Source organism: Pseudomonas sp. BW7P1 (assembly GCF_024981055.1).
Lineage (GTDB): Bacteria > Pseudomonadota > Gammaproteobacteria > Pseudomonadales > Pseudomonadaceae > Aquipseudomonas > Aquipseudomonas bananamidigenes.
Map to the genome: position 1 here is coordinate 3,926,421 of NZ_CP103374.1, position 23,554 is coordinate 3,949,974.

At 60.4% G+C, this 23,554-nt stretch carries 21 protein-coding genes; 8 read left to right on the forward strand and 13 right to left on the reverse strand.

Annotated features, from left to right (window positions below):
• Nucleotides 1-222 precede the first annotated feature (222 nt).
• The 4 genes from NWV16_RS17610 to NWV16_RS17625 are packed head-to-tail and all read left to right on the forward strand — an operon-like array spanning nt 223 to nt 3,428.
• Nucleotides 223-351, forward strand: coding sequence for a hypothetical protein (locus NWV16_RS17610; RefSeq protein WP_260520089.1), 129 nt, complete (start codon nt 223-225; stop codon nt 349-351).
• Nucleotides 352-400: 49 nt separating this feature from the next.
• Nucleotides 401-1,624: a YcaO-like family protein gene (locus tag NWV16_RS17615; protein WP_260520090.1), complete on the forward strand. Its 1,224-nt coding sequence runs from the start codon at nt 401-403 to the stop codon at nt 1,622-1,624.
• Complete coding sequence (locus NWV16_RS17620) at nt 1,621-2,571, forward strand: trans-aconitate 2-methyltransferase (protein WP_260520091.1); 951 nt, start codon at nt 1,621-1,623, stop codon at nt 2,569-2,571. The genes NWV16_RS17615 and NWV16_RS17620 overlap by 4 nt, the downstream gene beginning before the upstream one ends.
• Complete coding sequence (locus NWV16_RS17625) at nt 2,568-3,428, forward strand: alpha/beta fold hydrolase (protein ID WP_260520092.1); 861 nt, start codon at nt 2,568-2,570, stop codon at nt 3,426-3,428. The genes NWV16_RS17620 and NWV16_RS17625 overlap by 4 nt, the downstream gene beginning before the upstream one ends.
• Nucleotides 3,429-3,471: 43 nt before the next feature.
• Here NWV16_RS17625 and NWV16_RS17630 read toward each other — a convergent pair whose 3' ends face one another.
• From NWV16_RS17630 to NWV16_RS17655, 6 genes are read right to left on the reverse strand one after another with little or no spacing between them, the layout of a single operon-like run.
• A complete protein-coding gene (locus NWV16_RS17630; protein WP_260520093.1) occupies nt 3,472-5,214 on the reverse strand; it encodes an ABC transporter substrate-binding protein in 1,743 nt (580 codons plus the stop codon).
• A gap of 47 nt (nt 5,215-5,261) precedes the next feature.
• The gene (locus NWV16_RS17635; protein WP_065258298.1) at nt 5,262-5,534 is read right to left on the reverse strand and encodes a DUF2160 domain-containing protein; all 273 of its coding nucleotides are present in this window, start codon (nt 5,532-5,534) and stop codon (nt 5,262-5,264) included.
• Nucleotides 5,535-5,544: 10 nt separating this feature from the next.
• Entirely contained in the window at nt 5,545-6,345 is an 801-nt protein-coding gene (locus tag NWV16_RS17640; RefSeq protein ID WP_065258299.1) for a carbohydrate ABC transporter permease, read from the reverse strand.
• 9 nt (nt 6,346-6,354) lie between these two features.
• Complete coding sequence (locus tag NWV16_RS17645) at nt 6,355-7,221, reverse strand: carbohydrate ABC transporter permease (RefSeq protein ID WP_260520094.1); 867 nt, start codon at nt 7,219-7,221, stop codon at nt 6,355-6,357.
• Nucleotides 7,218-8,330 (reverse strand): ABC transporter ATP-binding protein, encoded by a 1,113-nt coding sequence (locus NWV16_RS17650; protein WP_260520095.1) that lies wholly within the window; start codon nt 8,328-8,330, stop codon nt 7,218-7,220. The genes NWV16_RS17645 and NWV16_RS17650 overlap by 4 nt, the downstream gene beginning before the upstream one ends.
• On the reverse strand, nt 8,330-9,424 hold the full coding sequence (locus NWV16_RS17655) for an ABC transporter ATP-binding protein (protein WP_260520096.1): 1,095 nt from the start codon (nt 9,422-9,424) through the stop codon (nt 8,330-8,332). Before NWV16_RS17655 ends, NWV16_RS17650 begins: the two co-directional genes overlap by 1 nt.
• A 249-nt stretch (nt 9,425-9,673) precedes the next feature.
• Here NWV16_RS17655 and NWV16_RS17660 point away from each other — a divergent pair, with 249 nt between their 5' ends.
• Together NWV16_RS17660 and NWV16_RS17665 are read left to right on the forward strand one after the other, a co-directional pair.
• Nucleotides 9,674-11,512 carry a sigma-54-dependent Fis family transcriptional regulator gene (locus tag NWV16_RS17660; protein WP_260520097.1) on the forward strand — a complete coding sequence of 613 codons (1,839 nt, stop codon included), beginning with the start codon at nt 9,674-9,676 and terminating at the stop codon, nt 11,510-11,512.
• Nucleotides 11,513-11,641: 129 nt separating this feature from the next.
• A complete protein-coding gene (locus NWV16_RS17665) occupies nt 11,642-12,514 on the forward strand; it encodes an undecaprenyl-diphosphate phosphatase (RefSeq protein WP_260520098.1) in 873 nt (290 codons plus the stop codon).
• Between the two features lie 62 nt (nt 12,515-12,576).
• Here NWV16_RS17665 and NWV16_RS17670 read toward each other — a convergent pair whose 3' ends face one another.
• The 3 genes from NWV16_RS17670 to NWV16_RS17680 all read right to left on the reverse strand — a co-directional run bounded on the left by NWV16_RS17670 (nt 12,577) and on the right by NWV16_RS17680 (nt 17,060).
• Nucleotides 12,577-13,785: an MFS transporter gene (locus NWV16_RS17670; protein WP_260523550.1), complete on the reverse strand. Its 1,209-nt coding sequence runs from the start codon at nt 13,783-13,785 to the stop codon at nt 12,577-12,579.
• A 170-nt stretch (nt 13,786-13,955) separates the two neighbouring features.
• On the reverse strand, nt 13,956-15,338 hold the full coding sequence (cysS, locus tag NWV16_RS17675; protein WP_260520099.1) for a cysteine--tRNA ligase: 1,383 nt from the start codon (nt 15,336-15,338) through the stop codon (nt 13,956-13,958).
• A 21-nt stretch (nt 15,339-15,359) separates the two neighbouring features.
• A complete protein-coding gene (locus NWV16_RS17680; RefSeq protein ID WP_260520100.1) occupies nt 15,360-17,060 on the reverse strand; it encodes a glutamine--tRNA ligase/YqeY domain fusion protein in 1,701 nt (566 codons plus the stop codon).
• Between the two features lie 251 nt (nt 17,061-17,311).
• Here NWV16_RS17680 and NWV16_RS17685 point away from each other — a divergent pair, with 251 nt between their 5' ends.
• Nucleotides 17,312-17,818 (forward strand): peptidylprolyl isomerase, encoded by a 507-nt coding sequence (locus tag NWV16_RS17685; protein ID WP_260520101.1) that lies wholly within the window; start codon nt 17,312-17,314, stop codon nt 17,816-17,818.
• Complete coding sequence (gene lpxH / locus NWV16_RS17690; protein WP_260520102.1) at nt 17,815-18,567, forward strand: UDP-2,3-diacylglucosamine diphosphatase; 753 nt, start codon at nt 17,815-17,817, stop codon at nt 18,565-18,567. The genes NWV16_RS17685 and lpxH overlap by 4 nt, the downstream gene beginning before the upstream one ends.
• A gap of 125 nt (nt 18,568-18,692) precedes the next feature.
• Here lpxH and NWV16_RS17695 read toward each other — a convergent pair whose 3' ends face one another.
• The 4 genes from NWV16_RS17695 to NWV16_RS17710 form a co-directional block, all read right to left on the reverse strand.
• Nucleotides 18,693-20,222: a DHA2 family efflux MFS transporter permease subunit gene (locus NWV16_RS17695; protein WP_065258310.1), complete on the reverse strand. Its 1,530-nt coding sequence runs from the start codon at nt 20,220-20,222 to the stop codon at nt 18,693-18,695.
• 156 nt (nt 20,223-20,378) lie between these two features.
• The gene (locus tag NWV16_RS17700) at nt 20,379-21,581 is read right to left on the reverse strand and encodes an efflux RND transporter periplasmic adaptor subunit (RefSeq protein ID WP_260520103.1); all 1,203 of its coding nucleotides are present in this window, start codon (nt 21,579-21,581) and stop codon (nt 20,379-20,381) included.
• Between the two features lie 15 nt (nt 21,582-21,596).
• Complete coding sequence (locus NWV16_RS17705; RefSeq protein ID WP_260520104.1) at nt 21,597-23,066, reverse strand: efflux transporter outer membrane subunit; 1,470 nt, start codon at nt 23,064-23,066, stop codon at nt 21,597-21,599.
• A complete protein-coding gene (locus NWV16_RS17710; protein ID WP_260520105.1) occupies nt 23,056-23,538 on the reverse strand; it encodes a MarR family winged helix-turn-helix transcriptional regulator in 483 nt (160 codons plus the stop codon). The genes NWV16_RS17705 and NWV16_RS17710 overlap by 11 nt, the downstream gene beginning before the upstream one ends.
• Nucleotides 23,539-23,554 lie beyond the last annotated feature (16 nt).

The window sequence follows — 23,554 nt, forward strand, 5'->3', positions numbered from 1 at the left end:
CCAGGTGCCCACTTCTCTCACTGGTTCTGCGCCAAAACTCGTTAGAACGCATCCCTCCGCTGTTTCTGAAGCGTCAATCGACGATTTATCAGTACGTATTTCGACACGGATAAAAACCGTCGATGGAAACCTCCCGACATTTTTGACCCCGCCATCACTGCCCTCCTAGATTCGGCTCGTGCCTGCAACGGCACATCCAAATAACAACCAAGGAGACACACCATGGGCTACATCGGCAGCTGGAACGCCAACCCGATCGATGAGCTGGACGAACAGCAAACCCCTTCACCAGAGCAGATCGAAGCACTGCAACTGACCGAGGAAGAGCAGGCGGAACTGAACGCCGAGTGACAGGACCCGCAGGGGCGTCGCGCCCCTGCGGACTTTCAGGATGGAAATCATGGACAAGACAAGGATGGCCGAGCGTGAGCTCACGGCCGATCAGGCAGCGCAACGTATTCAAACAGAGCTTTCACGCCTGGGCCTTTCGCCGAAGACCAGCACGATCGGCACCAACGTCGTTGCCGTTCAGGCGAGTCTTTACGACAGCGCCCAGCGCCGTGCCCGTGGCTGGGGCAAGGGTTATGCGGATCAGGCTCATCTGGGCGCGCTGTATGAGGCCCTCGAGCATTATTGGACGGATGAACGACCGGCCACCGACGGACACCTCGAGACGGGGCACTATTTCAACGACACGCCAATCTTTGCCGATGATTCGCTTCTGCACCGGCTGACCTGCCAACGAAACAGGCGCATCCGCTGCCGGCGCTATGTCAGTCCATCGGGGCAAGACCTGTTTTCCTATCCGGTTGCACTGACGTCGCCCAACGGTACACGTCCCTGTTCGTCAACGGACATGGCCGACTGCCGCGCCGTGCAACGTTATGCCAGCAACAGCGGCACCGCCGTGGGTGCCACTTGCAGCGAAGCGCTGTTGCACGCTACCAACGAATGCATCGAGCGCGATGCCGTGTCACTGTTTCTGCTCGACCATTTCTACTACGAGAACTTTCCGCCCCTGCGACGGGTCGCCCGCCTCGAGGGTGCCGACGAGCTCGGCCGTCTGTGGAACGATGCCGAACAGGAAATCGGCGGTGAAATCGTACTGGTCGATATCAGCAGCGAGTTCAAGGCGCGAACCTTTCTGGCGTTCACGACAAAACCGGGAGCCCTTCCACAGGTGTTCGGCAGCGGCAGCTCTCTCGACCCGCGTCATGCAGCCTGGCGGGCACTCACTGAACTGGTGCAACTGCAGCTCAGCACCGCCGAGCCCGAGTACCAACGGCAACTGAACAATGCACTGCGCAACCTGCAGCCCTTTCCGCGCCTGTTGCGCTGCGCCCGCTTCGATCTGCAGACCTTGCTGCATCGCTGCGCTCAACACGAGATGAAGCTGCCCGCCCCCGGTGAAGACCTGACCGTGGCCCGGCAGCTGAGCCTGCTGACCCGGGATCTGCAGAACCACGGCCGCACGCTGGGGGCTTCGATACTGAAGCAAACCGCGCTTGGCACAACCCTGGTCAACGTGGTGATCCCCGGGCTGGAGCGCTTCTTCGTGGTTTCCAGCGGCAACGTGGCCATTCCGCAGACCCGGGGCCGCACACTGAAGAGAACCGCCGCATGAACCGACTCGATCGTACCCGGGAACTGGCATTGGCCCGCGCCATGGACCTTCACCTGAACGTGAATGGCGATATCGGCCAGTACATCGAACCACCCGGCAGCGGGCTGCATCATGTTTTTTTCCTGCAAATGAACGACGAGGTCTGGGTTGGCCGCAAGCTTGTGCAACGTGATCGGCATTTTCGATGGCAGGCCACAAGCGTACTCAAGCCCGACATGCTGCTGGGCCCCCATCTTCATTCGTTGTGGGGTGACGAGGGTTTGTCGATCGGTTTTCGAGCGGTTTCTGCCGAACGAAAAGCGCAGACCTTCGAGCGCGCATTGCGTCAGGCTGACAGCGAGATCGTGTTCCCGTTTCCGGTGCTTGACGCCTGCGGCCGGGAAGCGGTCTGCCCGGATGATTTCTGGCAATGCAGTGAATCTCTGGTCGATCAGTTGAACGACGATGAACAACATCTGCGCGAACATTGCGCGGGGCTGCTTCAGGCAAACACCGAATCCGGCGCAATGATCTACGACCCGGCCTGTTCGACCGGCGAGTTCATTACCCGTCTCGCTCGTGCGCTGCCGGACTGTCTGTTTCTGGGGAGCGACCGCTCGGCTTCGATGATCGAACACGCCAGACAAGTTCACAGGGGCACCCGTGTCGAGTTCCGCTTGCTCGATGCGATTGAAGCCTTTGATGCGGGCATTCACTGCGATGTGTTGATACTGCGTTTCCTGAACGCCGAAGTCTTGACCCGCCGAGAAGCCCGGGCCGCATTCGAGTCGCTCATCCGTTGCGTCAAGCCTGGCGGCACAATCCTCGTTTTCGGTCACACCCCGGTGCTGATTCCCGTTACCTGGCTCGCCGCCACCCACCACCTGCAGCTGGAATCGAGCGTTGCAGCGCGTCCGGGAAAAATGGAACTGTTCCAGTTCTATTGCCTGAAGGTCGCGAAAGCATGACGTTTTCCCCGCAAGGCAGAGGCTTTTACTCGACCGACGATGGTCACCAACTTTATTGGGAACGACATGGCGTCACGGGTGGCGAGCCGGTGTTTTTCCTGCATGGCGGCCCTGGCGGGCGAATCAGCCGCCATCACCTGGAATTCTTCGACCTGCGTCATTTCGATATCATCCTGTTCGACCAACGCGGCTGCGGGCGCTCGACGCCCTATGGTGAACTGCGCGACAACTTCACCGGGCTCTGCGTGGAAGACATCGACGCTCTGCGCCAGCACTTCGGCTTCAGAAAAATCAGTGTGCTGGGCGTTTCCTGGGGCAGTTGGCTGGCAATCCAGTACCAGCAGCGCTATCCCCGCCACCTGCTGAAAACCACACTGGTTTCGGTGTTCGTGCCTTTCTCGGCCAATGTCCGGGCCTACGACCAGGCACTCACGCAACAATCTGTATCAGGCCGGAGCGCCAGGGACATTTTCCGTGTACTCGGCGAAGGCCGCCCGTCGCAACAACGAGAAGCCGCCATCGAATGGTTGAATGCTGTTTTGCGCCGTACGGGACAGAGCGTTTGCGCCGGCACACTGGAGCGCTTCGTCGATCAGGAAGCGGTGCTCGCCATACGTCTGGAGCTGCATTACCACCTGCACGGCTATTTCTTCCAGCCGAAGGACCAGCACCTGATCCTCGATGACAATACCCTGCTGATCCAGGGCATCGGCGATCCCTTCGGCATGGCCAGCGTGCGCTGGCTCAGGCAGCGCATGAACATTCACTGCCGTTTGCTGCAGGCCGGGCATAACGCGTTCGAAAGCGCCATTCTCAAAGCTGTGCGCCGGGCGGTGAAACGTGAAATCGAGGGTTGAAAAAAACGGCACCCGAAGGTGCCGTCCCGTCCTGCAAAAACGCTTACTGGCGTGCCGCCTCCCACGACTTGAGCAGTTCGTTGTAGCTCACGGTCTCGCCTTTCGGTTTCTCGTTGGCCAGTTTCGGTTTCGGTGCGCCCGGTTGATCGAACCAGTATTGCGCATCGCGTTCCGGGTTCATTTTCGGGGCGCAGGTGGCCTGGGCCTTGGAGCGTTCCAGACGGGTCATGATCGCGTCCTGATCCTTGGCCAGGCCGTCGAGCGCCTCTTGCGGGGTCTTGTCGCCGCTGGCGGCTTCGGCAATGTGGCTCCACCACAGTTGTGCCAGACGCGGATAGTCCGGCACGTTGGTGCCGGTCGGCGTCCACTGCACCCGGGCCGGGCTGCGATAGAACTCGACCAGACCACCGAGCTTCGGCGCCAGGTCGGTCATGGCCTGCGAGTTGATGTCCGACTCGCGGATCGGCGTCAGGCCGACGATGGTTTTCTTCAGCGACACGGTTTTCGAGGTCACGAACTGCGCGTACAGCCAGGCGGCGAGTTTCTGCTTCTCGGGCGTGGACTTCATGAAGGTCCAGGAACCCACGTCCTGATAACCCAGTTTCATGCCCTGCTCCCAGTACGGTCCGCGCGGCGACGGCGCCATCCGCCATTTCGGCGTGCCGTCGGCGTTGACCACCGGCAGGCCCGGTTTGGTCATGTCGGCGGTGAACGCGGTGTACCAGAAGATTTGCTGGGCAATATTGCCCTGAGACGGCACCGGGCCGGACTCGGAGAACGTCATGCCCGCCGCTTCCGGTGGTGCATACGCTTTGAGCCAGTCGACGTATTTCTGCGTGGCGAACACCGCCGCCGGGCCATTGGTGTCGCCGCCACGGGTCACGCTGGAGCCCACCGGATGGCAGTCCTCGACGCGAATGCCCCACTCGTCCACCGGCAAACCGTTGGGAATGCCTTTGTCCCCGCCACCGGCCATGGAGAACCAGGCATCGGTGAAACGCCAGCCCAGGGACGGGTCTTTCTTGCCATAGTCCATGTGCCCGTAGACGCGCTTGCCGTCGATTTCCTTGACGTCTTCGCTGAAGAATCTGGCGATGTCTTCATAAGCGGACCAGTTCACCGGCACGCCCAGATCATAACCGTACTTTTCCTTGAATTTGGCTTTCAGGTCGGCGCGTTCGAACCAGTCGGCGCGGAACCAGTACAGGTTGGCGAACTGCTGATCGGGCAATTGATAAATCTTGCCGTCCGGCGCGGTGGTGAAGGAAATGCCGATGAAGTCCTTGATGTCGAGGGTCGGCGAGGTGAAATTCTTGCCTTCGTTGGCCATCAGGTCGGTGATCGACTCGGTCTTGCCATAGCGAAAGTGCGTACCGATCAAGTCCGAATCGTTGACCCAGCCGTCATAGATGTTCTTGTCCGACTGCATCACCGTCTGCATTTTTTCCACGACGTCGCCTTCCTGCAGCAGGTCGTGGGTGAGCTTGATCCCGGTGATTTCGCTGAAGGCCTTGGCCAGTACCTTCGATTCATATTCGTGAGTAGTCAGGGTTTCGGAAACGACCTTGATGTCCATCCCGCGAAACGGCTCGGCAGCCTTGATGAACCATTTCAGTTCTTCAAGTTGCTGCTCCGGTGTCAGGGTCGACGGCTTGAACTCGCTGCCGATCCATTTTTTTGCCGCGTCCTCGTAGGCATCGGCCCAGGCGGAGGCGCTCAAACCGCTGAGTGCCAGCATGGCTGCCAATGAAATGCTATGTCGCAGCTTATTGTTTTTGTCGAACATAGAGACCTCCTGTTAGGTTTTCGGAGCAAGATTGCCGAGCGATTCGACTAGCCCCAACGCATCACAGCCAACAGCCACACCAGGGACAACGCGGACGCCACCCAGATGCTCCAGTCGGTCACGCCGATCACCAGCAGATGCAGGTAGGCGCTGCCGAGAAGACCGATGAACAGGCGATCGCCACGGGTGGTGGCCATCGGCAGAAAACCTCGCCGCAGGATGCTCGGCGAGCGCAACTCCCAAGTGGTCATGCCCACCAGGATCAAACCGATCACGATGAAAAATGCCGCCGTCGGGACGGTCCAGCTCATCCATTCCATCATCGATTCCTCAGACCCGGCCCAGGGCAAAGCCCTTGGCCACATGGTTGCGAACAAACCAGATCACCAGCATGCCCGGCAGAATGGTCAACACCCCCGCCGCTGCCAGCACGCCCCAGTCAATGCCGGATGCCGACACCGTGCGCGTCATTACCGCCGCGATCGGTTTGGCGTTCACCGAGGTCAGCGTGCGCGCCAGCAGCAGTTCGACCCAGGAAAACATGAAGCAGAAAAACGCCGTTACCCCGATCCCTGAACCGATCAGCGGGACAAAGATCTTCACGAAGAATCTGGGAAAGCTGTAGCCATCGATGTAGGCGGTTTCGTCGATTTCCTTCGGCACGCCGGACATGAACCCTTCGAGAATCCACACTGCCAGCGGCACGTTGAACAGGCAGTGCGCCAGCGCCACCGCGATGTGGGTGTCGAACAGGCCAATCGACGAATACAACTGAAAGAACGGCAGCAGGAACACTGCCGGCGGCGCCATGCGGTTGGTCAGCAGCCAGAAGAACAGGTGCTTGTCACCAAGAAAGCGATAACGGGAAAACGCATAGGCCGCCGGCAACGCCACGCTGAGGGAAATCACCGTGTTCAGGCTCACGTAATACAGCGAGTTGAGGTAACCGGTGTACCAGCTCGGATCGGTGAAGATCACCTTGTAGTTGTGCAGCGTGAAATCCTGGGGAAACAGCGTCAGGCCGCCAAGGATTTCGGTGTTGCTTTTGAACGACATGTTCAGCAGCCAATAGATCGGCACCAGCAGGAACAGGATGTAAAGCAGCAACGGAACAAGCTTTCTTTTGCTCATGGCCGGGCCTCAGCGGTTGGCATCGCTGTGGGTCATGGCGGTATAGAACAGCCAGGACACCAGCAGGATGATCAGGAAATACACCAGCGAAAAGGCTGCCGCCGGCCCCAGGTCGAATTGGCCTACGGCCATCTGGGTCAAGGTCTGACTCAGGAACGTCGTGGCATTGCCCGGTCCTCCGCCGGTCAGCACGAACGGCTCGGTGTAGATCATGAAACTGTCCATGAAGCGCAGCATCACCGCGATCAGCAGCACGCTTTTCAGCTTGGGCAACTGGATGTGGCGGAACACCGCCCAGGCCGAAGCCCGGTCGATCCGCGCCGCCTGGTAATACACATCGGGAATGGCTCGCAGCCCGGAGAAACACAGCAGCGCCACCAGTGAAGTCCAGTGCCACACGTCCATCACCAGCACCGTCACCCATGCATCCATGGTGTTGGCCGCGTAGTTGTAGCTGATGCCCATGGCGTTCAGGCCTGACCCCATCAGACCGATGTCGGCGCGGCCAAAAATCTGCCAGATGGTGCCGACCACGTTCCATGGAATCAGCAACGGAATCGCCAGCACGATCAGCACCGCCGACGACCAGCGGCCTTTGGTCGGCATGGTCAGGGCAATGGCAATTCCCAGTGGAATTTCGATCAGCAGCACACACGCCGAATAGATGAACTGGCGCAGCAACGAGTCGTGCAGCCGTGGATCGAGCAACACCTGCTTGTACCAGTCGGCGCCGACGAAGTAGCGACTGGACTGGTCGAAGATGTCCTGCACCGAGTAGTTGACCACGGTCATCATCGGGATTACTGCGCTGAACGCCACCAACAGGAATACCGGCAACACCAGCCACCAGGCCTTGTTGTTCTGCACCTTGTTCATGGCTGTACCTCGCTGTCGGTGGCATCCAGCAGAAACTCGTCGGCATAGACCATCAGCCATTGCGCCGGAAAACTGATATACGCCGTGCCCTGCGGCACTGGTTTGTCTTCGGCCAGACGCACTTTCAGCGGTGCGCCGTCCAGATCCAGCGTCATGATCTTGTAGGTGCCGAGGTCTTCGACGTGTACGACCCGCGCCTGCATCGCGTCGTCGAACGGCTCGTCCCATACATGAACGAATTCGGGGCGGATGCCGACCTTCAGGTTTTTCCACTGTCCATGCTGGATATGCCGTTGCAGCGCGTCGGACAGCGGCAGGTGGGTCGAGTTGAAACCCACCCCGCCCGGCTGCGGTTGCACGTCGATCAGGTTCATTCCGGGACTGCCGATGAAATAACCGACGAAGGTGTGACTTGGCCGCTCGAACAATTCCCGTGGCGTACCGAACTGGACGATCTGACCGCCGTACATCACTGCGATCTTGTCGGCGAAGGTCGAGGCCTCCAGCTGATCGTGGGTGACGTAGACCATGGTGATGTTGAACTGCTCATGGATCTGCTTGAGCTTGCGCCGCAGTTTCCACTTCAGATGCGGGTCGATCACCGTCAGCGGCTCATCGAACAGAATCGCCGAAACGTCGTCGCGCACCAGACCACGGCCCATGGAGACTTTCTGTTTTTCGTCGGCGGTGAGGTTGCGTGCCTTCTTGCCCAGCAGATTCTGCAGGTCGAGGACTTCGGCGATTTCCTGCACCTTGCTGTGGACTTTCGCCTCGGCCAGGCCCTGGTTGCGCAGCGGGAAGGCCAGGTTGTCGAACACGGTCATGGTGTCGTAGACCACCGGAAACTGGAAAACCTGGGCAATGTTGCGCTTTTCCGGGGTCAGGTCGTTGACCGCTTTGCCGTCGAACAGCACATGGCCCTGAGACGGGCTGAGCAGGCCGGAAATGATGTTGAGCAAGGTCGACTTGCCGCAACCCGACGGTCCGAGCAAGGCATAGGCACCGCCCTGCTCCCAGATGTGGTCCATTTCGCGGATTGCGTAGTCTTCCGGTCCGCCCGGGGTTTTGCTGTAGCTGTGGGCAAGGTGCTGCAAACGGATTTCGGCCATCAGGCAACCCTCGCGACACGCCGGCCCGGTGCCTGCACCAGACGGCCCTGCGCATCGAACACAAACAGTTTATGGGTCGGGATATAGATGCGGATCGGTGCATCGACGTCGTATTCGTGAACGCCGGGCAAGTGCAGCACCAGCAGGAAATGCTCGTTGCGCACGTGCAGGAAGGTTTCCGATCCGCTGATTTCCGCCACCTCGACGGTCACCGCCAATTCCAGGTCGTCGTCGTTGCTCGGCACCAGCGAGATATGGCTCGGACGCACGCCGAAACGGAACTCGCCCTCACCCACCGGACGCAGGTCGACGTTCAGCGGGAAGTGCACGAAGTTGGCGAAACTCACTTCGTTACCGGCAATGCGTCCCGGCATCAGATTGATCGGCGGCTCGGAGAACAATTCCGCCGCGAGCACCGTTTGCGGCTGGTGATAGACCTCGGTCGACGGGCCGCTCTGGATCACCCGGCCTTCATGAAGAAGCGTGGTGGTGCCGCCCAGTGCCAGTGCTTCGTTGGGTTCGGTGGTGGCGTAGATGGCGATGGTGTGCCGCGCCTTGAACAGCTCACGCATTTCCTGACGCAGCTCTTCGCGCAGTTTGTAGTCGAGGTTGACCAGCGGCTCATCGAACAGGATCAGCTCGGCATCCTTGACCAGCGCCCGGGCCATGGCGGTGCGCTGTTGCTGACCGCCGGACAGCTCCAGCGGATAACGCTGCAAGAATTTCTCGATGCGCAGCATCTTCGCGGTGTCCTGCACCTTGCTCTGGATCTGCTCGTTGGACATCCCGGCCTGGCGCAGCGGCGACGCGATGTTCTCGAAGACCGTCATGGTCGGGTAGTTGATGAACTGCTGATAGACCATCGACACGTTGCGCAGACGCACCGGGCGCTGAGTGACATCAACCCCGCTCATCAGAATGCGCCCGCTGTCGGGCTTGTCCAGACCGGCCATCAGACGCATGAGGCTGGTCTTGCCGGACAACGTGCGTCCGAGCAAAACGTTGAAGGATCCGGGTTCGAATTTCAGGTTCGCATCGTCGATCCAGGTCTGGCCGTCGACGGTGCGGCTGACGTGCTCCAGGGTAAGTGACATGGCTCGGCCTTTTTATTATCGGAGTCAAGCGATGTGTGCAGTAGAGCGACATTCGTGCCAGAAACCCCAAGCCATTGATTCGCCGCGAAAATCGCCGAAAACACAGGCAAACAACGTTCATTGCTGAACACATTTGAACAGTTCAACGATTGACAATGAACAATGGTGAACAACACTCTACCGGTGCTTTTTCGATCCGCCGGGATCTCATAACAACAATAAAAACGCTGCTTTCAGAGGCTGACTGCCATGTCCGCACCTGCCCCGCCGCTTTCCCATGAAGCCATCGTCCAGGACTCCTGGTCCCGTTGCCGGGCCTTCGGTCTCAAGCATCAAAGCGCTCCGGCATTCGATCAGTTGCCCGCCTCCGGCATCGCGCAGTTGCTCGACAGCCATCATTCGCTGGTGCAGACCACCCATCAGGAAGTACTGCCCTACTACGAAAACATCCTCAGTAACTCCAATTGCCTGATCATGCTGGCCGACAATCAGGGCCAGGTGCTGACGTCCTGGGGCACCCAGCGCTTCATCGAGCCCAATCTGGCCCGGGGCTTTCAGGCCGGCGCGAGCTGGATGGAACACGCCAGCGGCACCAATGCAATCGGCACGGCGCTGGCCTGCGAACAGGCGGTGCACATCGAGCATGACGAGCATTTCCTCAAGGCCAACCGGTTCATGACCGGCTCTGCCGCGCCGATTTTCAACGCCGAACGCAAGGTCATCGCGGTGCTCGATGTGTCCAGCGACAGCTACCTGCCACCCTCGCACACCCTTGGCATGGTCAAGATGATGAGCCAGACCGTGGAGAACCGGCTGATCCTCAACCTGTTCCATGGCCAGCATTTTCAACTGACCTTCAACACCGGGCTGAACAACCTGGACAGCCAATGGGCAGGCCTGCTGATCTTCGATGAGAGTGGCCAGGTGCTCTCTGCCAACCGCCGGGCCGACAATCTGTTGGGCGTGCGCCTGTCACGGGTGAGTGTTGAAAGTCTGTTCAAGGTGTCATTGCTGGAGTTGCTGAATCAGCCGGACGGCTTGCCATTTTCCTTGCAGACATCGGGTCGCAACCGATTCCAGTGCCTGTTGAAACGGCCCAAACAGGCACCGGTTCAGGCGCGGGTGTTTGCCGCAGCCCCCGAACCTGCCTCACCCAGAGGCATCAGCCTCAACACCCTGCACTTCGGCGACAGTCGCGTGGAAAAGGCTGTGCGCCAGGCCGAACGGCTGCTGGAAAAAGACATTCCACTGCTGATCCACGGTGAAACCGGCGTCGGCAAGGAGGTCTTCGTCAAAGCCCTGCACCAGGCCAGTTCCCGCAGCAAACAGGCGTTCATTGCCGTTAACTGCGCAGCCATCCCCGCCGAACTGGTGGAGTCGGAGCTGTTCGGCTACGAAAAAGGCGCCTTCACCGGCGCCAACCAGAAAGGCAGCATCGGCCTGATCCGCAAGGCCGATAAAGGCACGCTGTTCCTCGACGAAATCGGCGACATGCCGCTGCCGACCCAGGCCCGCCTGCTGCGGGTGTTGCAGGAGCGTTGCGTGCAACCGGTGGGCAGCAGCGAGTTGTTCCCGGTGGACCTGCGGATCATCTCCGCCACCAACCGCTCGTTGCGCGAACAGGTACAACTGGGGCGTTTTCGCGAGGATTTGTACTACCGCATCGGCGGCCTGACCCTGGAACTGCCGCCGCTGCGCGAGCGCAGCGACAGACCAGCGCTGTTCAAGCGTTTGTGGGAACAGCATCGCGAACCCACACAATGGGCGGGTTTGAGCCGCGAAGTGCTGGAATTGTTCGATCGGCATCCGTGGCCGGGCAACCTGCGGCAGGTCAGCAGTGTGATGCAGGTGGCGCTGGCCATGGCTGAAGAGCAACCGATACGGCCCGAACATCTGCCGGATGATTTCTTTGTCGATCTGGAAATGGAGCCGCTGGATACGCCGGCCCCCCTGGCAATCGATCTGAATGATGGCGAAGCGTTGAGCCGGGAGTTGAAGGCGGCCGGGGGTAATATTTCCCGTCTGGCACGGCGGTTGGGGGTGAGCCGCAATACCCTTTACAAGCGCTTGCGTCAGACGGAAGGCTGACGGCCGTTCGCGAAAAGGTCAGTCCGGACACCCTAAAAAACCCTTCACTGCAGCCATTGACCGTACCGATTAGACTGTGACGAAATGTTTCAGGCTTCCCTTCTTCCTGATCCTCACAGGGTACGTTCTTTGACCAACATCTGTTCCACCGGCCTTGATATCGGCTTCGCCTCGCTGGATTACCTGCAAATCGGTTTCCTCGGCATCATTCAAGGCATCACCGAATTGCTGCCCGTTTCCTCCACCGCCCACATGCGCATCGTCCCGGCGCTGCTCGGCTGGCCGGATCCCGGCTCGGCGTTTTCCGCGGCCATGCAACTGGCCGCACTGGCGGCGGTGGTCAGTTATTTCTGGCGCGACGTGAGACAAGTCGCGACCGGTAGTCTGGAGGCCGTGCGACAACGGGATTTCAACAATCAATGGTTCATTCTCGCGGTGGCGATCGTACTGGCGACCCTCCCCATCGGCATTGCCGGCATCGCCTTGTCCTCGACGCTCAATGCCTGTAACTCGCCATTGCGCAGCTTGATGGTGATCGGGGTTTCCTGCGTGGTGATGGCGGTGCTGCTGGCGATTGCCGAGCTCACCTGTCGCCACCGCCGCACCGTCGGCGAAATGCGTCTGCGCGATGCGCTGATCGTCGGTATTGCACAGATCGGGGCGCTGATACCCGGGGTTTCGCGCTCCGGGTCAACGTTGACCGCGGCGCTGTTCCTCAACTTCAAACGTGAGGAGGCGGCACGCTTCTCCTTTCTCCTCGGCTTGCCGGCCATCGCGCTGGCGGGGTTGAAGGAGTTGTGGGTGTTGTTCCATGCGCAACTGCCGGCGCAAGTCTGGGCGCACCTGATTTTCGGGCTGGTAATTGCCAGTATCTCGGCGTTTTTCGCGATCTGGGGCCTGATGCGTTTTCTGGAAAGGTTCTCCACCTGGCCCTTCGTGATTTACCGCGCGGTACTCGGAGTCTTCCTGATCGTGGCGGTCAGCAAAGGTCTGTTGAGCTAAGGCCCAGCGCAAAAAACAAAACCCGCACTTGGCGGGTTTTGTTTTTTGCGCTTTGGTGCATGTCAGCGGCAGGTCGGTTCAACACTCGCGGTTGACACCGCACCCAATGTACGCAGCCCGAGCAACACCACTGTCAGCATCCCCAGCCCGGCGAACACCGCCACGCCAAACCCGGCCCGAGCACCATAAGCATCAACGATCAGACCCGAGAGCAAACCTCCCTGGGCGACGCCGATGCTGATGCCGGTGGACATCCATGTCAGCCCTTCGGTGATCCTCGACGGCGGGAGGATGATCGTCCCCAGTTTCATGACCACGACCATCGTTGGCGCAAACGATAGGCCGGCGATAAACAGCATCGCGCAGAGGACATAAACGTCGGGTGCGAACAATGGCAATACGCCTGTGATTGCCGTGACCAATATCCCGGCAAAGAACTGCTTTTCTATCGGCCGGGAAACCCTCAAGGCACCAAACGTCAGGCCCGCCACCAGCGACCCGAACGCATAGGCGGCCAGGATGAAGGTCGCAGACGCAGGCCAGCCTTGCGCATTGGCGAAGGCTACAACCGCGACATCGATCGATCCTCCAATTGCACCCATCGCCAACAATGCCAGAACGATGGTGGAAACACCGGGAATCAGCAAGGTTGAACCCATATGCCTTGTATGGCCCACAACCACCTTGGGCTCGGTCTGACGCTGCAGGAGAAATGCCGTCACCCCGACGGCCAGCAGCCCGACCGCGACCAGCGGCCCGGCTTCGGCAAAAAGGCTGACGCTCAAACCGATCGCCAAGGGTGGGCCGATGATGTAAGCGAGTTCGGTCAACACCGAATCCAGAGAGAACGCTGTGTGCAGCTGCGGCTTGCCCCGGAACAATTGCGTCCAGCGTGCCCGGATCATCGACGGCATGCTCGGCATCGTGCCCGCCAATCCGGCCAGAATAAAAAACAACGCCGCCGGCGCGCTCATATGGACGACGAAGATCAGGGCCAGCAACATGCCGATGCTGAAAGTCGTTACGACAGGCAGCACGCGGCTCTGACCACGCTGATCGACGAGTTTCGAGATGTACGGGCCGATCAGTGCATTGGCGAGGGTAAACGTACCGGCGACTGCGCCGGCCAGCCAGTAGACACCGGTTTGCTCCACCAACATGGTAATGATGCCAATGCCGATCATCGCCTGCGGCAATCGCGCGATAGCGCTCGCGAGCATCAACCCCGTTGCGCCCGGAGTTGTCAGGAGTTCGCGATAGTGGTTTGTCATGATTTCTCCATTCCATGAGCGTCTCCGACCAATCCCGCTACAAAGACTGCAGTCCATGTCGGCCGCGTCAGACATCAAGACCTGCGCGCAGAGCAAAAGCAACTACCGCCTTAACAGCGGAATAACAAAAACCCGCACAAGGCGGGTTTTGTTTGCAGCAATCACAGCAATCAGTCAGCCAGACGCCAGGTCGTGCCGCCCTTGCCGTCTTCCAGCACCACGCCCATGGCGGTGAGCTGGTCGCGGATGCGGTCGGATTCGGCCCAGTCCTTGCCGGCACGTGCCGCCAGACGCGCCGCGATCAGCGCCTCGACTTCGGCGGCATCGACACGCCCTTCGGCGCCGGCCTGCAGGAAGTCGTCGGCTTCGAGCTGCAACACACCCAGTACGCTGGCCAGTTCCTTCAGGCGCGCCGCCAGACCGGCCGCCGCATCGAGATCGCTCTCGCGCAGACGGTTGATCTCACGCACCATCTCGAACAGCACGGCGCAGGCTTCCGGCGTGCCGAAGTCGTCGTTCATCACCGTGGTGAAACGCTCGACGAAGGCTTCGCCGCCAGCCGGGGCAACGCTCGGCAGGCCTTTCAACGCGTGGTAGAAACGCTCCAGGGCGCCCTTGGCGTCCTTGAGGTTGTCTTCCGAGTAGTTGATCGCGCTGCGATAGTGGCTCGACACCAGCAGGTAACGCACGACTTCCGGGTGGTACTTGTCGAGCACGTCGCGAATGGTGAAGAAGTTGTTCAAGGACTTGGACATCTTCTCGCCATTGATACGGATCATGCCGCAATGCATCCACGCATTGGCGTAGGTCTTGCCGGTAGCCGCTTCGCTCTGGGCGATTTCGTTTTCGTGGTGCGGGAACTCCAGATCGCTGCCGCCACCATGAATGTCGAAGGTCTCACCCAGGCAGCAGGTGGACATCACCGAGCACTCGATGTGCCAGCCCGGACGCCCGGGGCCCCACGGCGATTCCCAGCTCGGCTCGCCCGGCTTGACGCCTTTCCACAGCACGAAGTCCAGCGGATCTTCCTTGGCTTCGTCGACTTCGATCCGCGCACCGATGCGCAGGTCTTCGACCTTCTTGCGCGACAGCTTGCCGTAGCCCATGAACTTGCCGACGCGGTAGTACACGTCGCCATTGCCCGGGGCGTAGGCGTAACCCTTGTCGATCAGGGTCTGGATCATCGCATGCATGCCCGGAATGTGATCCGTGGCGCGCGGCTCCATGTCCGGCTTCTTGATATTCAGGCGCGCTTCGTCTTCGTGCATCGCGGCGATCATGCGCTCGGTCAACGCTTCGAACGACTCGCCGTTCTCGTTGGCCCGGTTGATGATCTTGTCGTCGATGTCGGTGATATTGCGCACGTAGGTCAGGTCATACCCGCTGAACCGCAACCAGCGGGTCACCAGGTCGAATGCGACCATGCTGCGGCCATGGCCCAGGTGGCAGTAGTCGTACACGGTCATCCCGCAGACGTACATGCGCACCTTGTTGCCATCCAGCGGCTTGAAGACTTCTTTGCTCTTGGTGAGCGTGTTGTAGATCGTCAGCACTTTAATTTCCTTGACGCAGAATCACTGGCCCCACGAATCACGCAGGGTCACGGTACGGTTGAATACCGGCTGGCCTGGTTTCGAGTCCTTGAGATCCGCGACGAAGTAACCTTCGCGCTCGAACTGGAAACGGTCTTCCGGCTGTGCATTGCCCAGCGAGGGTTCGGCACGACAACCGGTCAGCACTTGCAGTGAGTCAGGGTTGATGTTGTCCAGGAAACTGGCGCTGTCTTCGGCCTTCTCCGGGTTCGGAGAGCGGAACAGGCGATCGTACAGACGCACTTCGCACTCGACGCTGGCAGCAGCCGGCACCCAGTGGATCACGCCTTTGACCTTGCGGCCTTCAGGGTTCTTGCCCAGGGTGTCCGGGTCGTACGAGCAACGCAGTTCGACGATGTTGCCGTCGGAGTCCTTGATCGCTTCGTCGGCACGGATCACGTAGCTGCCGCGCAGACGCACTTCGCCGTTCGGTTCCAGACGCTTGTAGCCCTTTGGCGGCTCTTCCATGAAGTCATCGCGGTCGATGTAGATTTCACGGGCGAACGGCAGCTTGCGCACACCGAGTTCCTCTTTCTGCGGATGACGCGGCAGTTCTAGGTTTTCGACCTGATCTTCAGGGTAGTTGGTGATCACCACTTTCAGCGGGCGCAGCACGCACATGGCGCGCGGGGCGTTCGCGTCCAGGTCCTGACGGATGCTGAACTCGAGCATGCCGAAGTCGACCACGCCGTCGGAACGGTTGGTGCCGATCATTTCGCAGAAGTTGCGGATCGATGCCGGCGTGTAGCCCCGGCGACGGAAGCCCGACAACGTGGACATGCGCGGATCGTCCCAGCCGTTGACGTGTTTCTCGTCAACCAGCTGCTTGAGCTTGCGCTTGCTGGTGATGGTGTAGTTGAGGTTCAGACGGCTGAACTCGTACTGACGCGGGTGCGCCGGCACCGGCAGTGCGTCGAGGAACCACTCGTACAGCGGACGATGGCTTTCGAACTCCAGGGTGCAGATCGAATGGGTGATGCCCTCGATGGCGTCCGACTGACCGTGGGTGAAGTCGTAGTTCGGATAGATGCACCACTTGTCGCCGGTCTGATGGTGATGGGCGTGGCGGATGCGGTACATGATCGGGTCGCGCAGGTTCATGTTCGGCGAGGCCATGTCGATCTTGGCGCGCAGCACGCGGGCGCCGTCCGGGAACTCGCCGGCGCGCATGCGGGCGAACAAGTCCAGGTTCTCTTCCACCGAGCGGTCGCGGAACGGGCTGTTCTTGCCCGGCTCGGTCAGGCTGCCGCGGTACTCTCTGGCCTGCTCAGGCGTCAGGTCGTCGACGTAAGCCTTGCCGGCCTTGATCAGCTCGACGGCCCAGTCGTGCAACTGATCGAAGTATTGCGAGGCGTAGCGCACTTCGCCGGACCACTCGAAGCCCAGCCATTTGACGTCACGTTCGATGGCGTCGATGTATTCCTGGTCTTCCTTGGCCGGGTTGGTGTCGTCGAAACGCAGGTGCGTCACGCCACCGAACTCCTGGGCCAGGCCGAAGTTCACGCAGATCGACTTGGCATGGCCGATATGCAGGTAGCCGTTGGGCTCAGGCGGGAAACGGGTGACGATCTGGGTGTGCTTGCCCGAGTCCAGGTCTGCCTGGATGATCGGCCGCAGGAAATTGACCGGCACGGCAGGGCCGGACTTGGCATTCGAGGTAGGGTCGACAGTGGGCTTGCTCATAGGATCCTTGACTTACATGTGCGCGGCCGCAAAGGGGGCCAGACAAAACAAAGCCGCTATCATAGCCGATGCTGTCAAGGGGCTGACAGAGCAGGCCCTTATAAAGGCGTGCATTTAATCGCCGGCAATTGAAAAACTGCCTCGAAATTCGCGTCTGTCACGCTAAACTGCGCTCCTTGGCCGAAGCAGGCTGAACCGGTTGCGGGGCGTGAGGCTCCAAGACCACGAATTCCTTTTTAAGAGTAATGACCATGACTCAAGTCAAACTGACCACCAACCACGGTGACATCGTCATCGAACTGAACGCTGAAAAAGCCCCGATCACCGTGGCCAACTTCATCGAATACGTCAAAGCCGGTCACTACGAAAACACCGTTTTCCACCGTGTCATCGGTAACTTCATGATCCAGGGCGGCGGTTTCGAGCCAGGCATGAAAGAAAAGAAAGACAAGCGTCCAAGCATCCAGAACGAAGCCGACAACGGTCTTTCCAACGACAAATACACCATCGCCATGGCCCGCACCATGGAGCCGCATTCGGCTTCCGCACAGTTCTTCATCAACGTGGCCGACAACACCTTCCTGAACCACAGCGGCAAGAACGTTCAGGGCTGGGGCTACGCGGTATTCGGCAAAGTGACCGCCGGTACTGAAGTGGTCGACAGCATCAAGAAAGTGGCAACCGGCTCCAAGGCTGGCCACCAGGACGTACCAAGCGAAGACGTGATCATCGAGAAAGCCGAGATCATCGAAGCGTGATATTGCTGATTTCAGACTTGCATCTGGAAGAGGAGCGCCCGGACATCACCCGGGCGTTTCTGGATTTGCTCGCCGGACGCGCCCGCTCGGCGAGTGCGTTGTACATTCTGGGCGACTTTTTCGAGGCATGGATCGGTGACGACGCCATGACCCCTTTCCAGCGCTCCATCTGCCAGGCCCTGCGCGAATTGAGCGACAGCGGCACGGCCATATTTCTGATGCACGGCAATCGCGACTTTTTGCTCGGCAAGGCTTTCTGCAAGGAGGCCGGCTGCACGCTGTTGAAAGACCCGAGTGTCGTGCAGCTCGCAGGCGAGCCGGTGCTGTTGATGCATGGCGACAGCCTCTGCACCCGCGACGAAGCCTATATGAAGCTGCGTCGCTACCTGCGCAACCCGATCACCCTGTTCATCCTGCGCCATCTGCCCTTGAGCACCCGCCACAAACTGGCACGCAAGCTGCGCAGCGAAAGCCGCGCACAGACGCGGATGAAGGCCAATGACATCGTCGATGTCACGCCGGAGGAAATTCCGCGGATCATGCAGGAATACGGCGTGAAAACCCTGGTTCACGGACACACCCACCGCCCGGCCATCCACAAGTTGCAGATTGGCGATCAGGCGGCGAAGCGGATTGTGCTGGGGGACTGGGATCGTCAGGGCTGGGCGTTGCAGGTGGATGAGAACGGGTTTGCGTTGGCGCCGTTTGATTTTGCCCCGCCGCCACAGCTGGCAGCACCCGCCAACTGACTGAGTACAGGTCCAATGGTGGGAGCGAGCCTGCTCGCGATTGCGGTATTACATTCAGCATTTCTGTTGACTGATTCATCGCTATCGCGAGCGGGCTCGCTCCCACATTTGATCGGATTGCCGACTCAGTGACCGCTGGCTGCCGGACCTGCCTTGGCAGCAAACGGCGGCTTGGCCAGCCAAACAATCAAGATCAACCCCATGAACCCCCACCCCAGCAGCGTGAAGTAATCCACGGTGGAAAGCATGTACGCCTGACTCGTCAGCACATGATCGAGCTGCGCATACGCCGGGTTGCTCGCCCCGCCCAATTGATTCAGCGCCTCACGGGTCGCAGGCTCATAAGTGCTGATACTTTCACTCATGTAGGCATGATGCTGATCCGCCCGGCGAATCCAGATCCAGGTGGTCAGCGACGCCGCAAAGCTGCCGCCCAGTGTCCGCAGGAATGTCGCCAGACCGGCGCCGTCGGCAATCTGGCTCGGCGGCAGGTCGGACATCAGGATGCTCAAGGTCGGCATGAAGAACAGCGCCACGCCGATCCCCATGAACAGCTGCACCAGCGCAATGTGCTGGAAGTCCACTTCGTTGGTGAATTCGGCACGCATGAAGCAGCTCAGGCCGATCGCCAGGAACGCCAGCCCGGCCAGCAGGCGCAGGTCGAACTTGTGCGCGTACTTGCCGACAAACGGTGACAGCAGCACCGGCAAAATCCCGATCGGCGCCACTGCCAGACCGGCCCAGGTCGCGGTGTAACCCATCTGGGTCTGCAACCATTGCGGCAAGATCAGGTTGATGCCGAAGAACCCGGCGTAACCCAACACCAGCACCAGCGTGCCGATGCGGAAGTTGCGGTGGGCGAACAGGCGCAGATTGACCACCGGATGCCGGTCGGTCATTTCCCAGATCACGAACACCGCCAGCGCAATCACCGAAATCGCCGCGCCGATGATAATGAAGTTCGACTCGAACCAGTCCAGGTCATTGCCCTTGTCGAGGATCACTTGCAACGCCCCCACGCCGATGATGAGCGTGATCAACCCGACATAATCCATCGGTTGACGGCTGGTGACCACCGGGCGTTTGGCCAGTTGCGAACGCACCACCATCACCGCGAATACGCCAATCGGCACGTTGATGAAGAAGATCCACGGCCAGCTGTAACTGTCGGTGATCCAGCCGCCGAGAATCGGGCCGGCAATCGGCGCCACCACCGTGACCATCGCCAGCAACGCCAGGGCCATGCCGCGCCTGGCGGGCGGGTACACCGCGATCAACAGCGTCTGGGTCATCGGGTACAACGGCCCGGCCACCAGTCCTTGCAGGACCCGGAAACCGATCAGCTCGGGCATCGAGGTGGAAATACCGCAGAGGAACGAGGCCAGCACAAACAGCATGGTGGCCCAGAGAAACAGCTTCACCTCGCCGAAACGCCGGCTCAGCCAGCCGGTGAGCGGCAGCGCGATGGCGTTGCTTACGGCGAACGAGGTGATGACCCAGGTGCCCTGCTCCGAACTGACGCCGAGGTTGCCGGAGATGGTCGGCAGCGCCACGTTGGCGATGGTGGTGTCGAGCACTTGCATGAAAGTCGCCAGCGACAGACCGATGGTGCTGAGCAACAGGCTGGGCGGCGAAAAAGAGGCGTTATTGCTCATCGCGAATCCTATGAAACCTGATTGACGCCGTGTCTGTTACAGACGCAGCCGCCCTTTGTGGGAGCGAGCCTGCTCGCGAAGACGGCAGTTCAGCCAACAAAACTGTTGAATTGAAAATCGCCATCGCGAGCAGGCTCGCTCCCACAGGGGAAGGGATCAGCGTTGCGCGGTCTTGCTGACCGCCGCGCTGTTGTCGTGGATCAGTTGGGTGATCATCGCGTCGGCCTCACTCAGTTGACGGTCGTAGACGCTGGTGCTGAACGAGGCCTTTTGTGGCGGCTGCTGTGCCAGAACCGGGCCGCTCTGGTCATGCAGGTTGACTTCGACGTTGGTCGACAGACCGACGCGCAGCGGGTGCCTGGCCAGTTCTTCGGCGTTGATGTGAATCCGCACCGGAACACGCTGCACGATTTTGATCCAGTTGCCCGTGGCGTTCTGCGCCGGCAACAGGGCGAACGCGCTGCCGGTGCCGGCGCCGAGGCTGTCGACGGTGCCGCTGAATTTCACGTCGCTGCCGTAGATGTCGGACTCGATGTCCACCGGTTGGCCGATGCGCATGTCACGCAGCTGGGTTTCCTTGAAGTTGGCGTCGATCCACAGCTGATCCAGCGGGATCACCGCCATCAACGCAGTGCCCGGCTGCACACGCTGACCAAGCTGCACGGTGCGTTTGGCGACATAACCGGTGACCGGTGCGATCAGCGTGCTGCGGGCATTGTTCAGGTACGCCTGACGCAGTTCCGCCGCTGCTGCCATCACGTCCGGGTGCGACGAAACCACGGTGTCATCGACCAGTGCGCTGGTGGTTTTCAACTGTTGTTTAGCGTTGGCCAGAGCGTTCTGGGCCGAGGTCAGGTCGTCGCGGGCGTGGGACAGTTCTTCCTGGGAAATCGCCCCGCCGGCAGCAAGATTTTTCCGGCGATTGTAGTTGTCCTGGGCTTTCTGCACTTCGGCCTGTTGCGCATTGACCTGGGCCTTCATGCCATCGACGTTGCTGTACAGACCACGCACCTGACGCACAGTGCGCGCCAGTTTGGCCTGGGCACTCTGCAGGCCGACTTCGGCGTCGTTCGGGTCGAAGTTGACCAGCACCTGACCTTCGTGGACCAGATCGCCATCGTCGGCGCCGATGCTGACCACGGTGCCGGTGACCAGCGGAGTGATTTCAACGACGTTGCCGTTGACGTAGGCGTCGTCGGTGCTTTCGCTCCAGCGACCGATGAATTCGTGATACGCCCAGACGCCGGCACCGGCGAGGGCAACCACGATGGCCAGCACCAGCAGCATCACTTTGCGCTTGCGCGGATTGCCGGTATCGGGGGCGTTGTCTTGAGCTTGAGTGTTTTCGGCAGTGGCCATGACAAATACCTTGAATTAGTTGTGCGCGATGGCTGGGCTGGCGTTGCCGGCGGTCAGGGTTTGCCCCTGAAAGCCGCCACCCAGTGCTTGCATCAGTTGAATCGACAGGTCGATCTGCTCGGCATTCAGGGTCGCCAGCTGACGCTGGGCCTGCAGCAATTGCTGCTCGATGCTGAGTACGTCCAGGTAGTTGCCGATGCCGGAACCGTAACGCTGGACCACGGTGTTGTAAGAATCCTGAGCAATTTCGGTCGCGTGCTGCTGAGCGCCGATCTGCCGGCCGATGTCACGCAACTGGTTGATCGTGTCGCCGACATCGCCCAAGGCTTTCACCAGACTTTTGTTGTACTGCGCCACGGCCAGGTCGTAATCGGCATCCCGGGCATCGAGGTTGGCGCGTAACCGGCCCCCGTCGAAGATCGGCAACGAAACAGTCGGCGCGATGTTGAAGAAGCGACTGGCGGAGCCGAACATCGCGTCACCCAATAACGATTCGGCACCGGCGGAGGCCGACAGGTTCAAGTTGGGATAGAAGCGGGTCTTGGCCGAGTCAATGTCCTTGCTCGCCGCCTCGACACGCCAGCGCGCGGCGACCAGATCCGGGCGACGACCCAACAGCTCCGCCGGCAGTACCGAGGGCACCGCGACGGCACTGGCCTGCAGGACTTTCGGCCGGGCGATCTCGTTGCCGCGATCCGGGCCTTTGCCGAGCAGTACCGCCAGAGCGATTTTCGCGCTGTTCAGGCGCTTTTCGGCGTCGATCAGGCTGGCTTCCGAGCTGGCTTCCAGGCTTTGGGTCTGCTGGAACTGGTACTGGCTGTCGATTCCGGCGCCCAGACGGCGTTGGCTCAGGTCGAGCATCTGTCGGGTGCGTTTGAGGTCTTCGTTGGCCAGGTCATAGACGATATGGGCCTGACCCAGATCGCTGTAGGCCCGGGCCACGTCGGCGGCAAGCGTCAGTTGCGCGGCCTGGCGGTCGACTTCAGCGGCACGGGCCTGGCCGAGCGCCGCTTCCCAGGCGTCACGCTGACCGCCCCAGAGGTCGAAGTTGTAATTGAAGCCGGCGCTGATGTTGCGCGTGGTGGCGTAGGCATCGCCCTGCCCTCGCGGGTCCTGATCCTTGGCCAGGCGCGAACGGGTAATGCCGGCGCTGGCATCGAGGGTCGGATAGCGCTCGGCATCGGCGGCGTAGGCCGCGGCGCTGGCCTGATGAGCGCGCGCTTCGGCGATCTGCATGTCCGGGCTGTCGTGCAGGGCTTCGCGGATCAGACCGTCGAGCTGCGGGTCGCCGAGGCTGGTCCACCAGTCGCTCTTCGGCCACGCGGCCGGCGACAGTGGCACGCCGTTGAGGGATTGGCCGACCTTGAGGTCTTTCGCATCAAGGTTTTTGCCTTGGGTATCGAGGCCACTGTAGTTGGCGCAACCGGCGAGGATCATCGCCGACAGCACCAGTGTCAGGCTGCTGCGCAAGGTTTTACCGCTCATTGTGTTCACCTAACCGCTGGATGGTGATCGGGTCACCAGCCGCCAGCAAAATTTTCTTGAGGATGTATTCCAGGGTTTTCAGCTCGTCCGGTGTGATGGCACCCGCCAGTTCATTCATGGCATCGGCGCCGATGTGCGGCAGGCGATCGGCAAGCGCCTGACCTTGTCCGGTGAGTTTCAGCTGCACCTGACGGCGATCGCCCTCGCTGCGCTGGCGCACCAGGAAGTCTTTTTGTTCCAGGCGATCGAGCATGCGGGTCATCGAACCGCTGTCCAGCGACAGGTGCCGGCACAGCTCGGCCGGAGTGTCGACGCCGTACTGGGCCATGATGATCAACACCTTGAACTGCGCGGCGGTGATGCCATGGGGTTCCATGTGAGTGTCGATGATCCGGTCCTTGAGCAAGGCTGCACGGCCGAGCAACAGGCCGAGATGGCAATGCTTGAATTCGTCCGGGGTGAAATGCTTCATGTGCGCACCTAATAAC

What these genes read in the sequence shown, in the direction of transcription:
- NWV16_RS17670 (WP_260523550.1), bottom strand. Translation starts at nt 13,785, where the DNA reads ATGACAAACCACTATCGCGAACTCCTGACAACTCCGGGCGCAACGGGG.
- NWV16_RS17635 (WP_065258298.1), bottom strand. Translation starts at nt 5,534, where the DNA reads ATGGAATGGATGAGCTGGACCGTCCCGACGGCGGCATTTTTCATCGTG.
- NWV16_RS17660 (WP_260520097.1), top strand. Translation starts at nt 9,674, where the DNA reads ATGTCCGCACCTGCCCCGCCGCTTTCCCATGAAGCCATCGTCCAGGAC.
- NWV16_RS17650 (WP_260520095.1), bottom strand. Translation starts at nt 8,330, where the DNA reads ATGGCCGAAATCCGTTTGCAGCACCTTGCCCACAGCTACAGCAAAACC.
- NWV16_RS17645 (WP_260520094.1), bottom strand. Translation starts at nt 7,221, where the DNA reads ATGAACAAGGTGCAGAACAACAAGGCCTGGTGGCTGGTGTTGCCGGTA.
- NWV16_RS17685 (WP_260520101.1), top strand. Translation starts at nt 17,312, where the DNA reads ATGACTCAAGTCAAACTGACCACCAACCACGGTGACATCGTCATCGAA.
- NWV16_RS17710 (WP_260520105.1), bottom strand. Translation starts at nt 23,538, where the DNA reads ATGAAGCATTTCACCCCGGACGAATTCAAGCATTGCCATCTCGGCCTG.
- NWV16_RS17640 (WP_065258299.1), bottom strand. Translation starts at nt 6,345, where the DNA reads ATGAGCAAAAGAAAGCTTGTTCCGTTGCTGCTTTACATCCTGTTCCTG.
- NWV16_RS17630 (WP_260520093.1), bottom strand. Translation starts at nt 5,214, where the DNA reads ATGTTCGACAAAAACAATAAGCTGCGACATAGCATTTCATTGGCAGCC.
- NWV16_RS17655 (WP_260520096.1), bottom strand. Translation starts at nt 9,424, where the DNA reads ATGTCACTTACCCTGGAGCACGTCAGCCGCACCGTCGACGGCCAGACC.
- NWV16_RS17625 (WP_260520092.1), top strand. Translation starts at nt 2,568, where the DNA reads ATGACGTTTTCCCCGCAAGGCAGAGGCTTTTACTCGACCGACGATGGT.
- NWV16_RS17705 (WP_260520104.1), bottom strand. Translation starts at nt 23,066, where the DNA reads ATGAGCGGTAAAACCTTGCGCAGCAGCCTGACACTGGTGCTGTCGGCG.
- NWV16_RS17615 (WP_260520090.1), top strand. Translation starts at nt 401, where the DNA reads ATGGACAAGACAAGGATGGCCGAGCGTGAGCTCACGGCCGATCAGGCA.
- NWV16_RS17610 (WP_260520089.1), top strand. Translation starts at nt 223, where the DNA reads ATGGGCTACATCGGCAGCTGGAACGCCAACCCGATCGATGAGCTGGAC.
- NWV16_RS17680 (WP_260520100.1), bottom strand. Translation starts at nt 17,060, where the DNA reads ATGAGCAAGCCCACTGTCGACCCTACCTCGAATGCCAAGTCCGGCCCT.
- NWV16_RS17700 (WP_260520103.1), bottom strand. Translation starts at nt 21,581, where the DNA reads ATGGCCACTGCCGAAAACACTCAAGCTCAAGACAACGCCCCCGATACC.
- NWV16_RS17620 (WP_260520091.1), top strand. Translation starts at nt 1,621, where the DNA reads ATGAACCGACTCGATCGTACCCGGGAACTGGCATTGGCCCGCGCCATG.
- NWV16_RS17695 (WP_065258310.1), bottom strand. Translation starts at nt 20,222, where the DNA reads ATGAGCAATAACGCCTCTTTTTCGCCGCCCAGCCTGTTGCTCAGCACC.